This window comes from Methylobacterium sp. J-059 (assembly GCF_022829485.1).
Lineage (GTDB): Bacteria > Pseudomonadota > Alphaproteobacteria > Rhizobiales > Beijerinckiaceae > Methylobacterium.
This window is the reverse complement of the sequence record NZ_JAKSYA010000152.1, coordinates 23,048-36,341: the sequence shown is the minus strand read 5'-3', so window position 1 is coordinate 36,341 and position 13,294 is coordinate 23,048. Positions and strand designations below refer to the sequence as shown.

Here is a 13,294-nt window from a genome sequence, read left to right as displayed (position 1 = left end):
TCGTCTCTCCTCGGCGCCGATCTCGGGACCGCACGGAGATGTGCGGGGCCGGCGACGCAGGCAGCGTGGATATCCCTGGTTGGGCCCGAAGACAAGCGCAACCGTCGACCGGCCGAGCGGCGAAACCGGCCGCCGCAACGAAGAAGGCACCCGCGGAGCGATCCGCGGGTGCCTGTAGAGGGAAGAGCCGGGGCGGGCGAGGATCAGACGGCGATGCGCTCCTCGGCGTCCATCGGCTCGCGCAGCACGTAGCCGCGGCCCCAGACGGTCTCGATGTAGTTCTTGCCCTGGCTGGCGTTGGCGAGCTTCTTCCGCAGCTTGCAGATGAACACGTCGATGATCTTCAGCTCGGGCTCGTCCATGCCGCCGTAGAGATGGTTGAGGAACATCTCCTTAGTCAGCGTCGTGCCCTTCCGCAGCGAGAGGAGCTCCAGCATCTGGTACTCCTTGCCGGTGAGGTGGACGCGGGAGCCGGCGACCTCGACGGTCTTCTGGTCGAGGTTCACGATCAGGTCGGCGGTGGTGATCACCGACTGGGCGTGGCCCTTCGAGCGGCGGACGATCGCGTGGATGCGGGCCACGAGCTCGTCCTTGTGGAACGGCTTGGTGAGGTAGTCGTCGGCGCCGAAGCCGAGGCCCTTCACCTTGTCCTCAATGCCGGCCATGCCCGACAGGATCAGGATCGGCGTCTTGACCTTGGCGACGCGAAGGTTGCGAAGCACTTCGTAGCCCGACATGTCGGGCAGGTTCAGATCGAGCAGGATGATGTCGTAATCGTAGAGCTTGCCGAGATCGATTCCTTCCTCACCGAGATCGGTGGTGTAGGTGTTGAAGTTCTCGGACTTGAGCATCAACTCGATGCTCTGCGCCGTGGCGCCGTCGTCCTCGATCAGAAGTACCCGCATCGTCGATCCCCAGCCCGGCCGGCCGTATCAGCGTTCGGACACGTCGCCGCCATTCGTCCGCCACCGGCCTGTGGACGGACGCCCCATCGTCATTGACGTGAAACGCTATTCGTTAATCGTTAACAAAACCTGATTCTGTGTGGCAAGCGATCGTTTGACCCCGCCTCGACCTTTTTGCGTCCGGTGTTTGCGGTCTGTTCTCACCGCACAAACCGTCCGCGGCCGACGCCGCGCCCCCCGCCCCAGCCAAGTCCTTCCCCCGTAACGGGCCGCACCCGTTTGTGACCGTTCCGCCACATCCAGCACGCATGTCCTGAGCGGATCGAGGGACCCGGACCAGCACTGCGATCGGCCCCGCTACAAGCCCGATGACCGCAGTGTTAAGGAGGGAGGTAAACGAACCGTTAGGGCTTCAGGAATGACGCAGGACCAGGGTGGGACCGCGGCACGGACGCTCTCGGGAATCCGCGCCGGGCTGGAGCGCGTCGAGCCGCTGGAGACCTACGGACGGGTCGTCGCGATTCGCGGCCTGCTCGTCGAGGTCGCAGGCCCCGTCGCCGCGATGCGGCTCGGCGGGCGGCTCGACGTCGAGGGCGCCGGCAGCGCCGGGCTGATCCCGTGCGAGATCATCGGCTTTCAGGGCGACCGGGCGCTCGCCATGCCGTTCGGCTCGCTCGAGGGCGTCCGCCGCGGCTGCCCCGCCTTCGTCCGCGACGAGGCCGCGGGCGCGATCCGGCCCTCGCCGGCCTGGCTCGGGCGCGTCGTCGATGCGCTGGGCCGCCCGGTGGACGGCCTCGGCCCGCTCGCCAGCGGGCCGGAGATCTACCCGCTGCGGGCCGACCCGCCGCCCGCCCATGCCCGACGCCGCGTCGGGACGCCACTCGATCTCGGGGTGCGCTGCCTCAACACCTTCCTGACGATGTGCGCCGGGCAGCGCATGGGCATCTTCGCCGGCTCCGGCGTCGGCAAGTCCGTGCTGCTGTCGATGCTCGCCCGCTACACCGCCGCCGACGTCGCGGTGATCGGTCTCGTGGGCGAGCGCGGCCGCGAGGTTCAGGAATTCCTGCAGGACGACCTCGGCGCCGCCGGCCTCGCCCGGTCCGTGGTCGTGGTCGCGACCTCGGACGAGCCGGCCCTGATGCGCCGGAACGCCGCCTACGTGACCCTCTCCGTCGCCGAGCATTTCCGCGATCAGGGCGCCAAGGTGCTGTGCATGATCGATTCGATCACGCGCTTCGCCATGGCCCAGCGCGACATCGGCCTCGCCGCCGGCGAGCCGCCGACCGCCAAGGGCTACACCCCGACGGTGTTCTCGGAGCTGCCGCGCCTGCTCGAGCGCGCCGGCCCCGGCGTGGGGGAGGGGACGATCTCGGCGCTGTTCACGGTTCTGGTGGAGGGCGACGACCACAACGAGCCGGTGGCGGATGCGGTGCGCGGCATCCTCGACGGGCACATCGTGATGGAGCGCTCCATCGCCGAGCGCGGGCGCTATCCGGCGGTGAACGTGCTGCGCTCGGTCTCGCGCACCATGCCGCGGTCCTGCGACCCGGCCTTCCTCCCGGTGGTGCGGCGGGCGCGCAAGCTGCTCGCGACCTTCGCCGACATGGAGGAGCTGATCCGCCTTGGCGCCTACCGCGCCGGCGCCTCGGCCGAGGTCGACGAGGCGGTGGCGCTCATGCCGCGATTGGAGGCTTTTCTGGGGCAGGGTAAGGAAGAAGCAACCTCCATCGGCGATGGTTACGCACGGCTCGCGGAGATCGTGGGCGGTTCCTGAGACGTGCGGTGCGGCGGCCCTTCGCCGCCTCCGCTCCTCGGGTCATATGCCTGGATCTCCTGCGTTGTGTGGAGTGAGCGTATCCCATGAAATCGCGTGACACGCTGATCCGGCTGCGCCGCTTTCAGGTCGACGAGAAGCGCCGCCGCGTCACCCAGATCGAGATGATGATGGCCGACTTCCAGCGCATGGCGATGGAGCTCGACCGCGAGGTCGTCCACGAGGAGGCCCGCGCCGGTATCACCGACATCGGGCATTTCGCCTACCCGACCTACGCCCGCGCCGCCGCCACGCGCCGGGACAACATGCGCCAATCGGCGATCGCCCTGGAAGGCCAGCTCGCCGAGGCCAAGGCTGAGCTCGGCGAGGCGTTCGAGGACCTGAAGAAGGTCGAGATCCTCGACGATCGCGAGCGCTCGGCCGAGCGCGCTGCGGAAGCCGTCCGCGAGCAGGCGGCGATGGACGGGATCGGCCTCGCCCGCGCCCGCGCCTGAGGCGAGCCGCGCCCCAGCGCCTCAGGCGCGGGCGCGTCCGCGCGAGAGGCAAGGCGGCACGAAACCGTCATGATCCGATGACATCAGACCGCGCAGGCGCGCTCCCGCGGGCGTGCTTGCGATGCGTCGCGTCCTGACGCATCAGGGGCGTTCCCCCCGAGGTGTCGGTGTCCATGAAGAAGATCAGCGATTTCATCTGGCCGATCGTCGGCCTTGCCGCGGTGATCGTCTCCGGATACCTGCTGTTTCGTGAATTGCGCGGCATCTCGCTGTCAGAGATCAAGGGTAGCCTCGCCGCCATCCCGCCGCACCGCTTCCTGCTCGCCGCCCTGTCGACGCTGGTCGCGTACGCCGCTTTGGCTTGGTACGACCGGATCGCGCTGCTGCATCTCGGCGTGACGCACATCTCAACGTTCTTCGTCTCGGTCTGCTCCTTCACCACCTACGCGCTGTCGCACAACATCGGCGCCTCGGTGTTCTCCGGGGCGGTGGTGCGCTACCGCGCCTACACCGCCAAGGGCCTGTCGGCCGCGCAGGTCGCGGTGCTCGTGGCCCTGTGCTCCTTCACCTTCGGCCTCGGGACGATCCTGCTCGGCGGCTTCGTGCTCGTCGCGCTCCCCGATACCCTGACGCGCCTCCAGGGCTACCTGCCGGCGATCCTCACCAACCCGAGCACCGCCCGCACCCTCGGCGCTGTCCTGCTCGGCGCGGTCGCGCTCTACATCGCCGGCTCGCTGCTCCGGCTGAAGCCGCTGACGATCCGGTCGTTCAAGCTCGAGTACCCGCGCCCGCCGATCATGATCCGGCAGATCATCGCGGCCCCGCTGGAGCTGCTGGGGGCCGCCGGCATCATCTATTTCGCGCTGCCCGAGGCGCACAATCCCGGCTTCCTCGTGGTCCTTGCGGTCTTCCTCGCCTCGTTCTCGGCGGCGCTGGTCTCGAACGCGCCGGGCGGCCTCGGCGTGTTCGAGCTGGTCTTCGTGGTGGCGATGCCCGACATCGCTCGGCCCTCGATCATCGCCGCGCTCCTCGTCTTCCGGATGTTCTATTTCTGGCTTCCGTTCCTGATCTCGGTGATCGTGGTGCTGCTCTACGAGCGCAACCGCCTGGCCGGCGCCCTGCGCGGGACCGGGACGTCGGCAGCCCCCACGCCGGACCCGCCGCTCGTCGCGCCCGGCCTCGATCCGAGAAGATCAAGCGGGACCTGAAGCAGAAGACGGTGTGAGAGACAGGGCTTATGGCGCAACCGCTCGGCCACGAGCGCTTGCGGCAGGCCCTTGAGGCCCTTGGAGCGGATCTGGCCGCGCGCGGCCTTTTCGTCGAACTGGCCGTGCACCGTGGCGGCGCTCTGATCCTTCGCGTCGCATGGCGGTGATCGACGCGGGACGTCGACGCGGTGGTGCGGGAAGGTTTCGACGAGGCGACGCTCGCGCCATCCGTCGCCCGGGTCGCCGGGCTGATGGGCCTCGATCCCGACTGGCTCAACAATGCCGTCGGCATGTTCACGCCCCTCGACGAGCCCGAGAGCTTGTTCGATGTGTCGGGCACCTATCCCAGCGAGGGCCTCCCGGGGCTGAGGACGCTCGTGGCCCGTCCGCACTATCTCCTCGCCATGAAGCTCCGCGCCCTGAGCAGCCTCGATCGCGGAACGCGCGACATGGACGATGCCCGCGCGCTCGCCGCCCATCTCGGGATCCTCGACCTGGAAAGCCTGCACGCCCTCTACGCGTCGATCTACGACGAAGCCCCGCCGATCGATGCGCAACTCCGCTTTCCGGGCGTCCTGGACGCGTCGCCGTGAGACCCGCCACGCTGCACGCGCTCGCCATCCGCATCCGCGAGGATGGCGAATGGGATCATCACAGCCGCGAGTTTCTCGACGCATTCTACGCGCTCGACGGCGAGATCGAGCGCCAGGCGGCGATGATCGCCGGCGATCCCGGACTCGTCGGCGATCGGCGCGCGGACGCCTATCTCGGTGCGATCGCCGAGCATCTTGTACGCCGTTGGGGATTGCCGATCCCCGGATGGGTGCGGGACGACGCGCGTTACCTCACCACAGCGTGGTTCCTGCCGGACGAGCCGAACCTGCGCGACTACCTGCTCTGCGCGAGCCCGGTCGCCTTCCGGGTTCGCCTGATCTTCACGGGTCCGGACCCGCTGCAACGCGCGCGATTTCCCTATCGCCGCGGCGTTCGAAGCCTGCCGCTCGATTATCCGCCGCCGGACCTCAGACCGAGCCGACGTTGCGAAGCCGCGCCCGCGCGTGAATTTCCGCCTGGCTCATCACCGGCGTCTCGCGGCGGAAGCGCTCGATGATCGAGCGGACGAACGGCCGGGCCTGGACCGAGGTGACGAGCACCGGCATCTCGCCCATGCGGGCGGCGGTCTCGAACCGGTCGCGCACCGTCTGCACGAATTCGGTGAGCTTCGAGGGCTGCATCGCCAGGTAGCGCTCGTCGCGCTCGCCGACGATCGAATCGAGGAAGGCCTGCTCCCAGGCCGGCGACAGGGTGATGATCGGCAGCATGCCGTCGGCGCCCTGATACTGCGCACAGATCTGGCGGCCGAGCCGCGCGCGGACGTGCTCGACCATGTCGCGCGGGTTCTTGATCGATCCGGCGACCTCGGCGATGCCCTCGACGATGGCGCCGAGGTCGCGGATCGAGACGCGCTCGGCCAGCAGGAACTGCAGCACCCGCTGGATGCCGGTGGTGTTGATCTGCGAGGGCACGACCTCCTTGACCAGGTCGGCGTGCTCCTTGGACAGCTCGCGCAGCAGCTTCGAGACCTCGACGTGGTTGAGAAGTTCCGAGACGTGCGCCTTGATGATCTCGGTGAGGTGCGTCGAGACGACGGTGGCCGCATCGACGACCGTGTAGCCCTTGAGCTGGGCCTGATCGCGCAGGGACGCGTCGATCCAGGTCGCCGGCAGGCCGAAGGTCGGCTCCAGCATGTGCTGGCCGGGAAGCTGCACCTGCCCGCCCATCGGGTCCATCGCCATGAACTGGCCGGGGAAGATCTGGCCGGTTCCGGCCTCGATCTCCTTCACGCGCACGACGTACGCGTTGGCATCGAGCTGGACGTTGTCGAGGATCCGAACGGAGGGCATGACGAAGCCGAGATCGGCCGCCAGCTGCCGGCGCAGCGCCTTGATCTGGTCGGTCAGCCGGTCCTGTCCCTCGCCGTTGACGAGGGCGAGGAGGGCGTAGCCCATCTCGAGCTTGAGCTCGTCGAGCTTCAGGAGGTCGGTGACCGTCTCCTCCTTCTCCTTGGCCGCGGCCGCCACCGCCGCCGCGTCCATCGGCACGCCGGCGGCATCGAGCGGGGGCGCCTCGCGGGCGGTCTTCGCGAACCGCCAGGCGGCGTAGCCGGAGGCGCCGGCGAGGGCGAGGAACGGAAGCATCGGCATGCCGGGCATCAGCGCGATCAGCACCATCACGCCCGAGGACATGCCGAGCGCCTTCGGGTAGTTGGCGAGCTGCTTGCCGAGCGCCTTGTCGGCCGAGCCCTTCACGCCGGCCTTCGAGACGAGGATGCCGGCCGCGGTCGAGACGATCAGCGCCGGAACCTGCGAGGCGAGGCCGTCGCCGATGGTGAGCAGGGTGTAGCTCTTGGCCGCCGCGCCGATCGCCATGTCCTGCTGCGCGACGCCGATGATGATGCCGCCGACAACGTTGATGAAGGTGATGAGCAGGGCCGCGATCGCGTCGCCGCGGACGAACTTCGAGGCGCCGTCCATGGCGCCGAAGAACGACGATTCCTCCTCGAGCGCCGAGCGCCGCGCCTTGGCGACCTTCTCGTCGATCAGGCCGGCCGAGAGGTCCGCGTCGATCGCCATCTGCTTGCCGGGCATCGCGTCGAGGGTGAACCGCGCCGCGACCTCGGCGATGCGGCCCGAGCCCTTGGTGATCACGACGAAGTTCACGATGATCAGGATCGCGAACACGATGATCCCGATGACGAAGTTGCCGCCCATCACGAAGTTGCCGAAGGCTTCGATCACGTGGCCGGCCGCCGCCGTGCCCTCGTGACCGTGCCCGAGGATCAGCCGGGTCGAGGCGAGGTTGAGCGCCAGCCGCAGCATGGTCGCCATCAGCAGCAGCGTCGGGAAGACGGTGAACTCGAGCGGGTTGTCGATGAACAGCCCGGTCATCATGATCAGCACCGACATGATGATCGACACGGCGAGCAGCAGGTCGAGCAGCACCGACGGCAGCGGGAAGATCAGCACCGCGAGGATGCCCATCACCGCGGTGGCGAAGAACAGGTCGGTGCGCTTGGTGAGCGCATCGAGGCTGGCGCGGTTCGGCATCGAGAAGCCGGCGAGCGCCGACAGGCCTCCGCTCCGCTCCGACGCGATCGCCGTCTCGCTCATGTCCACCGCTCCCGCCCGCGATAGGCGGACCCGGCAAGATCTGCCGGGCGGATGGTTAGCGGCGCCTTAACGGACGCGATCGATGCCTAAGGCCAAGCTGGAACCCGGCTCGGATCCCGGGGCTTGAACGGGCTCGGGATCGGGCCCGCCGTCCAGGCGGGTTGCGCGATCCGAGGTTCGACACCGGAGGAATGCCCATGGCGATGCGAGCCATCACCGCCCTGTTCGACGATTACGACGCGGCAGCCCGCGCGGTCGACAAGCTCGAGGCCGAGGGCATTCCGCACGGCGACATCAGCATCGTCGCGAACAACGCCGAGGATCGGCACGCCGGGCGCTTGGCCCCCGTCGGGGATCCGACGCGCTCGTCCGACCCGAACGACGCCAACGTCGGAGGCGCCGGCACCGGCGCGACGCTCGGCACCGTGCTCGGCGGCGGCGCCGGCCTCCTGGCGGGGCTCGGGATGCTGGCGATTCCCGGCATCGGCCCGGTGGTGGCGGCGGGCTGGCTCATCGCGACCGCGGCCGGCGCCGGCGTCGGCGCGGCGGCGGGCGGGCTGCTCGGCGCGCTGACCGGCGCCGGCCTCAGCGAGCACGAGGCGGAGACCTATACGGAGGGCGTGCGCCGGGGCGGGACCCTCGTCACCGCGCGCGTCGACGAGGGCCATGCCGACCGCGTCCTCGCCATCCTCGATCGGCACGGCTCGATCGATCTCGACGAGCGGGCGCAGGGCTGGCGGGCACAGGGCTGGACCGGCGGGATGACTGGCTCGGACGGGGCGAGGGGTGAGATCGGGTCGACCGCGATCGGCGCCGCGGGCTCGACCACGACGGGGCTCGACACCGAGAGCGGTCACACCCTGCAGCCGGCGGAGGAGCACAAGGCCGCCGGCACGCCGCCTGCGCCGACCCAGACCTTCGGATCGGACCGCCGCTGACCGCCCGAACCTAGTCGCCTTGCGGCGATCAGGTTATCTGCTTGCGGGCGAACAGGGCGGCGGCGAAGAACACCGCCGCGCCCGCCGCGACCAGGCTGCTCATCAGCAGGCGCCGCGGTTGCGTCGAGGATTCCGCCAGCACCGGCTCGACGATCGGGCTGAAGAACTCGATCTGCCGCGCCGCGATCATCCGCGCGCGCTCGTTGGCGGCGATGACCTTGGCGTAGTATTTCTCGGTGTCCTTGCGCTCGTTGTCCAAGGCTTCGAAGCGCGTCAGCGCGTCGGAAAGCAGGCGCTTCTGCTCCGGATCCTGGCTCGCCGACTGACGCTCGATCCGGCTGATGTTGTCGTCGAGGTCCTTGATCTGCGCCTTCATGTCTTGGATCCGGCGCGATTCCGGTGCGAGGTCGCGCAGCGACATCGTCAGCTGAACCGACAGGTTGATGCGCGCGGCACGAAGCTCGCCGATCACCTTCAGATTGGTCTCGTTGGCCTTCTGCGCGTCGAGGACGCCGTCCCGGTTGCGCAGGTCGCGCACCGCGAGGCGGATCTTGGCGAGGCGTTCCTCGGCGAGGCGCATCTCGCGGTTGCTCTCGGCGACCGCGTCGGTGCGCGCGCGCATGCTGAGCTCGTTCACCATCCGCTCGGCTTCCGCCATCACCGCCTTGGTGATCGCCAGCGACTCGGCCGGGTCGAATGCCGACACCGTCAGCGACATGATGCCGGAGCTGCCCTCGAGCTCGACGTTCACGCGCTCGCGCCAGTATTTCAGGAACTTCTCGATCGGCTTCTCGGCGTCGAAGCGGGAGAGGAAGTCGATCTGATCCCGGCTGAACCATTCCCGGATCGGCAGCTTCGCCTGAATGACTTCCAGCATCGGCCGGCTGAGGACGTACTGGTGCGTGATCAGCACGTCCTGGGCCAGCATCTCCTTGGGAACGCCGGCGTTGGTGCCGACCGCGTCGGGGGTCGCCTTCTCGGCGCCGCCGAGCGCCGGGCGCAGCGCGAAGCGCGCCTCGGTGACGAAGCGGTCGGAGGCCATGAGGCCGTAATAGATCCCGCCGAGCGCGGTCGGCAGGACGAAGCAGAGCACGAACAGGATCGGCAGCCACGGATCGCTCTTCACGTGGCTCTGGTAGGAGCGGATGCCCTTCTTGCGGTCGGCGAAGCGGGACAGCCGCGCGATCTGGCTCAGCGACTCCGCCACCGCCTTGGACCGGTCGGCGGTCGTCAGCGGCTGGCCCTGGGGATTGCGGATCTCGACGTTCATGGACCTGCTGTTTCCGTTGTCCCGGCGGAGGCGGCGACCACCCTCGGCTTCGTGCGCGGCGAAACGATGTCCGCCGCGCCGCGCATCCTCACGCGTTCAGGCGGCGATAGACCTCGATCGCGTCGTTGACGTCCTCGTAGATGATCGCGCGGCCGTTGATCAGCACGATGCCCTGCGTGCACCACTCGCGGATGGTCTCCATCGAGTGGGACACCATGATGACGTCGGCCGACTTGCGCCGCTCGGCGAACACCTCCGAGCAGCGCCGCTGGAAGCGCGCGTCGCCGACCGCCGTGACCTCGTCGATCAGGTAGCAGTCGAACGGGATCGCCATGCTCATCCCGAAGGCGAGGCGGGAGCCCATGCCGGAGGAGTAGGTCCGGATCGGCACGTCGAGGTAGCTGCCGAGTTCGGAGAAGTCCTCGACGTAGTCGAGCACCCGCTTCGGGTCCTCGCCGTACACCCGGGCGACGAAGATCACGTTGTCGCGCCCCGTCATCATCGGGTGGAAGCCGCCGCCGAAGCCGAGCGGCCAGGAGACCCGGAGGTTCCGCTTGATCTTGCCGCTCGTCGGCTCCTCGGTGCCGCCGATCATGCGCATCGTCGTCGACTTGCCGGCGCCGTTGATCCCGAGGATGCCGTAGCTGATGCCGGGCTTCAGCGTCAGCGACACCCGCTCCAGGATCGTGCGGCGGTGGCCGTCGGTCTTGTAGATCTTGGTGACGTTCTCGAAGCGGATCACCGCGGGCCGGTCTCCTCGGCGCGACCGGGTCGGCAGGCCGCCCCGCGGCTGTGCGCACCGAAAACGGCGAATCTGAGGATGGCCGGCCGCGCGCCTAATCGACGGCCGGGGCGTGCAGCTCGGCGTTGGTGAAGCGCTGCTGCTCCTCCATCACCAGCGCGCCGAGCTCGCGCTTGATCGCGTTGAAGTCCTGGCTCGCCGGATCGCGCGGGCGCGGCATCGGCACGACGACGTCGCGTTTGATCCGGCCCGGGCGGTAGGTCATCACCAGGATGCGGTCGGCGAGGTAAATCGCCTCCTCGATCGAGTGCGTCACGAACACGATCGTCTTGCGGTATTCCGACCAGATCCGGAGAAGCTCGTCCTGCAGCGTTCGGCGGGTCAGGGCGTCGAGCGCGCCGAAGGGCTCGTCCATCAGCATCACCGGCGGGTCGAGGGCCAGGATGCGGGCGATCGCGACGCGCTGGCGCATGCCGCCGGACAGGTCCTTCGGATAGCGCTTGCGGAAGTCGGAAAGGCCGAGCGTCGCGACGATGCGGTCGACGGTGACGGTCGCCTCGGGCTTGGGCACGCCCTTGATGTCGAGGCCGAAGCGCACGTTGTCCTCGACGTTCATCCACGGGAACAGCGCGTATTCCTGGAAGACCATGCCGCGGTCCGGCCCCGGCTGGGTCACCGGGCGGCCGCCCAGCGTGATCCGCCCGTCGGTCAGCGGGGTGAAGCCGGCGATGGCGTTCAGCAGGGTGGACTTGCCGCAGCCCGAGGGGCCGAGCAGGCACAGGAACTGGCCTTCGGGCACCGTGGCGGTGATGTCCTGCAGCGCCGCGACCGCGGCGGTTCCGGAGCCGAACACCTTCACGGCGTTCGCGACGACGATCTCTGCAAACATGAACGGCCTATCGCTCGAGGCCGCGATGCCAGCGCAGCAGGTGGTCGTTGAGGCGGCTCATCGCGCCGTCGATGATCAGGCCGAGGATGCCGATCGTCAGCATGCCGCCGATGATCTTGTCCGACCACATGTACTCGCGCGCCTCGAGGATGCGGTAGCCGAGGCCGTCGGAGACCGCGATCATCTCGGCGACGATCACGACGATGAAGGCCGTGCCGATCCCGATCCGCATGCCGGCCAGCACGTAGGGGCTCGCCGCCGGCAGGATCACGCGGCGGAACATCGTCCAGGAATTCGCCCCGAGGTTCCGGGCTGCGCGGATGTAGATCGAGTCGACCTGCCGGACGCCGGCGATGGTGTTGACCAGCACCGGGAAGAAGGTGCCGAGCGCGATCAAGAACAGGGCGGGCGGGTTGCCGAGCCCGAACCAGACGATGGCGAGCGGGATGTAGGCGATCGGCGGGATCGGGCGCAGCACCTGCAGCAGCGGGTTGAACAGCGCGTAGAGGCGGTCGCTAGTGCCGAGCATCAGCCCGGTCGGCACCGCGAGCCCGGCCCCGATGACGAAGCCCGACAGCACCCGCGTCAGGCTCGACACCGCGTCGTGCGGCATCTCGCCGGAGAAGAGCCAGGCGGCGTAGCTCTCCTGGCCCGGCTCGTAGGGGAGGGCGGGCAGGAGGCCGGCATACCACTTCACCGCGACCGCGCTCGGCGGCGGCAGGACGATCGGCGAAAACACCCCGACCCGGGTCAGGATCTCCCAGAGGACGAGCAGCCCGACCGGGACGATCGCGCCGCGAAGCGAGGACAGCCGCATCACTTGATCTTCAGCTCGGCCTTGGCCTTGTCGAGAAGATCGGTCTTCACCCACTCGGCGTCGCTCTTGGGCGGGGTCACCATCTTACCCAGGCCGTACTTCATCATGTAGTCGGTGGTCGTCTGCATGTGGCCGGCCGGGACGTCGTAGGTGTAGCTCGCGTTGGCCATGCCGTCGCGAAAGTCCTGGCTCGAGAGCTGGCCCTTGAACACCGATTCACGCACGTACTTCTCGGCGAGCGCTGGGTCGTCGATGAACGCCTTGGTCGCGGCCACGAACAGCTTGAGGACGCGTCCGGCGATCTCGGGCTTCTCGTTGTACATCTTCTCGGTCATGACGAGCGGACGCACCGGAATGCCGATCGGCGTGTCGTAGGGCTTCACCACCTCTACGCCCCAGCCGGCGCTGATCGCCTGGGTCGATTGCGGCTCCGACTGGCAGATCACGTCGACGTACTTCTGCGCCAGCGCCTGGTTCAGGTCGGCGTAGTTGTTGAAGTAGATCAGCTGCACGTCCTTGCCGGCGCGCTCGCCCCAGGTCATGCCGTGCTTGTCGAGCTCGGCGAGCAGCATCAGGTCCTGCGTCCCGCCGCGGACGGTGGCGACCTTGAGGCCCTTCACGTCCTTCAGCGTCTTCACCGCGTCGAGGTCCGGCCGCTTCAGGATCCGCACGCCGCCGTTGGCGAAGCCCGCCACGACGTAGAGCTTCACGCCGTTGCCGCGCGCCGCCACCGCGCCGTCGGCGCCCGAGGCCGAGATGTCGATCTGGTCGACCGCCATCGCCGGATAGATGTCGGCGCCCTTGGCGAACTGCTTCTCGTCGATCTTCAGGCCGAACTTCGGGGCGATCTCCTTCATGTACGAGATCGCGCCGTAATGGGCGAACTTCAGGTTCCCGAGGCGGACGACGTCGTCGGCCTGCGCCGCTCCGGCGGCCAGGAACAGGATTGCGGCGGCGGCGGCCGAAGCGCGCTTGAACATCCATGTCCTCCAGTCGCAGGTCGTCCCGCCTGCGTTTGGCCCGACGCTGTACGCCGGCCGTCGCATTGACTAGGCGCGGGCTCGACTGAAAGTAAAGCGCAGGGAGG

Annotated in this window: 14 protein-coding genes; 7 read left to right on the top strand and 7 right to left on the bottom strand. The window is 68.6% G+C overall.

The features are described from left to right. Window positions 1-203 precede the first annotated feature (203 nt). Window positions 204-905: a response regulator transcription factor CtrA gene (gene ctrA / locus MKK55_RS22620; RefSeq protein ID WP_147727979.1), complete on the bottom strand. Its 702-nt coding sequence runs from the start codon at window positions 903-905 to the stop codon at window positions 204-206. A 418-nt stretch (window positions 906-1,323) separates the two neighbouring features. Here ctrA and fliI point away from each other — a divergent pair, with 418 nt between their 5' ends. The 6 genes from fliI to MKK55_RS22590 all read left to right on the top strand — a co-directional run bounded on the left by fliI (window position 1,324) and on the right by MKK55_RS22590 (window position 5,492). Then, complete coding sequence (fliI, locus tag MKK55_RS22615) at window positions 1,324-2,679, top strand: flagellar protein export ATPase FliI (RefSeq protein ID WP_147858182.1); 1,356 nt, start codon at window positions 1,324-1,326, stop codon at window positions 2,677-2,679. 86 nt (window positions 2,680-2,765) lie between these two features. Next, complete coding sequence (gene fliJ, locus MKK55_RS22610; protein ID WP_147728232.1) at window positions 2,766-3,173, top strand: flagellar export protein FliJ; 408 nt, start codon at window positions 2,766-2,768, stop codon at window positions 3,171-3,173. Window positions 3,174-3,346: 173 nt separating this feature from the next. Continuing rightward, on the top strand, window positions 3,347-4,381 hold the full coding sequence (locus tag MKK55_RS22605) for a lysylphosphatidylglycerol synthase domain-containing protein (protein ID WP_243937754.1): 1,035 nt from the start codon (window positions 3,347-3,349) through the stop codon (window positions 4,379-4,381). A 29-nt stretch (window positions 4,382-4,410) separates the two neighbouring features. Then, the gene (locus MKK55_RS22600) at window positions 4,411-4,548 is read left to right on the top strand and encodes a hypothetical protein (protein WP_243937753.1); all 138 of its coding nucleotides are present in this window, start codon (window positions 4,411-4,413) and stop codon (window positions 4,546-4,548) included. A 24-nt stretch (window positions 4,549-4,572) separates the two neighbouring features. Next, window positions 4,573-4,974 carry a hypothetical protein gene (locus MKK55_RS22595; protein WP_243937752.1) on the top strand — a complete coding sequence of 134 codons (402 nt, stop codon included), beginning with the start codon at window positions 4,573-4,575 and terminating at the stop codon, window positions 4,972-4,974. Next, window positions 4,971-5,492, top strand: a complete 522-nt coding sequence (locus MKK55_RS22590; protein ID WP_243937751.1) for a hypothetical protein — start codon at window positions 4,971-4,973, stop codon at window positions 5,490-5,492. The genes MKK55_RS22595 and MKK55_RS22590 overlap by 4 nt, the downstream gene beginning before the upstream one ends. Here the strand turns inward: MKK55_RS22590 and flhA are convergent. Beyond that, window positions 5,404-7,551, bottom strand: a complete 2,148-nt coding sequence (gene flhA, locus MKK55_RS22585) for a flagellar biosynthesis protein FlhA (RefSeq protein WP_243937750.1) — start codon at window positions 7,549-7,551, stop codon at window positions 5,404-5,406. The genes MKK55_RS22590 and flhA overlap by 89 nt on opposite strands. A 197-nt stretch (window positions 7,552-7,748) precedes the next feature. Between flhA and MKK55_RS22580 the strand changes: the two genes are divergently transcribed. Further along, window positions 7,749-8,489 carry a general stress protein gene (locus MKK55_RS22580; RefSeq protein ID WP_243937749.1) on the top strand — a complete coding sequence of 247 codons (741 nt, stop codon included), beginning with the start codon at window positions 7,749-7,751 and terminating at the stop codon, window positions 8,487-8,489. 28 nt (window positions 8,490-8,517) lie between these two features. Here MKK55_RS22580 and MKK55_RS22575 read toward each other — a convergent pair whose 3' ends face one another. The 5 genes from MKK55_RS22575 to MKK55_RS22555 form a co-directional block, all read right to left on the bottom strand. Continuing rightward, window positions 8,518-9,759, bottom strand: coding sequence for a capsule biosynthesis protein (locus tag MKK55_RS22575; RefSeq protein WP_147726066.1), 1,242 nt, complete (start codon window positions 9,757-9,759; stop codon window positions 8,518-8,520). 88 nt (window positions 9,760-9,847) lie between these two features. Further along, complete coding sequence (locus tag MKK55_RS22570; RefSeq protein ID WP_147726065.1) at window positions 9,848-10,501, bottom strand: ABC transporter ATP-binding protein; 654 nt, start codon at window positions 10,499-10,501, stop codon at window positions 9,848-9,850. A gap of 94 nt (window positions 10,502-10,595) precedes the next feature. After that, entirely contained in the window at window positions 10,596-11,390 is a 795-nt protein-coding gene (locus MKK55_RS22565) for an ABC transporter ATP-binding protein (protein WP_243937748.1), read from the bottom strand. Window positions 11,391-11,397: 7 nt separating this feature from the next. Next, the gene (locus MKK55_RS22560; protein ID WP_243937746.1) at window positions 11,398-12,207 is read right to left on the bottom strand and encodes an ABC transporter permease; all 810 of its coding nucleotides are present in this window, start codon (window positions 12,205-12,207) and stop codon (window positions 11,398-11,400) included. Next, window positions 12,207-13,187 carry an ABC transporter substrate-binding protein gene (locus tag MKK55_RS22555; RefSeq protein WP_243937744.1) on the bottom strand — a complete coding sequence of 327 codons (981 nt, stop codon included), beginning with the start codon at window positions 13,185-13,187 and terminating at the stop codon, window positions 12,207-12,209. The genes MKK55_RS22560 and MKK55_RS22555 overlap by 1 nt, the downstream gene beginning before the upstream one ends. Window positions 13,188-13,294 lie beyond the last annotated feature (107 nt).

What these genes read in the sequence shown, in the direction of transcription:
- MKK55_RS22555 (WP_243937744.1), bottom strand. Translation starts at nt 13,187, where the DNA reads ATGTTCAAGCGCGCTTCGGCCGCCGCCGCCGCAATCCTGTTCCTGGCC.
- MKK55_RS22565 (WP_243937748.1), bottom strand. Translation starts at nt 11,390, where the DNA reads ATGTTTGCAGAGATCGTCGTCGCGAACGCCGTGAAGGTGTTCGGCTCC.
- MKK55_RS22575 (WP_147726066.1), bottom strand. Translation starts at nt 9,759, where the DNA reads ATGAACGTCGAGATCCGCAATCCCCAGGGCCAGCCGCTGACGACCGCC.
- MKK55_RS22605 (WP_243937754.1), top strand. Translation starts at nt 3,347, where the DNA reads ATGAAGAAGATCAGCGATTTCATCTGGCCGATCGTCGGCCTTGCCGCG.
- flhA (WP_243937750.1), bottom strand. Translation starts at nt 7,551, where the DNA reads ATGAGCGAGACGGCGATCGCGTCGGAGCGGAGCGGAGGCCTGTCGGCG.
- fliI (WP_147858182.1), top strand. Translation starts at nt 1,324, where the DNA reads ATGACGCAGGACCAGGGTGGGACCGCGGCACGGACGCTCTCGGGAATC.
- MKK55_RS22580 (WP_243937749.1), top strand. Translation starts at nt 7,749, where the DNA reads ATGGCGATGCGAGCCATCACCGCCCTGTTCGACGATTACGACGCGGCA.
- MKK55_RS22600 (WP_243937753.1), top strand. Translation starts at nt 4,411, where the DNA reads ATGGCGCAACCGCTCGGCCACGAGCGCTTGCGGCAGGCCCTTGAGGCC.
- ctrA (WP_147727979.1), bottom strand. Translation starts at nt 905, where the DNA reads ATGCGGGTACTTCTGATCGAGGACGACGGCGCCACGGCGCAGAGCATC.
- MKK55_RS22560 (WP_243937746.1), bottom strand. Translation starts at nt 12,207, where the DNA reads ATGCGGCTGTCCTCGCTTCGCGGCGCGATCGTCCCGGTCGGGCTGCTC.
- fliJ (WP_147728232.1), top strand. Translation starts at nt 2,766, where the DNA reads ATGAAATCGCGTGACACGCTGATCCGGCTGCGCCGCTTTCAGGTCGAC.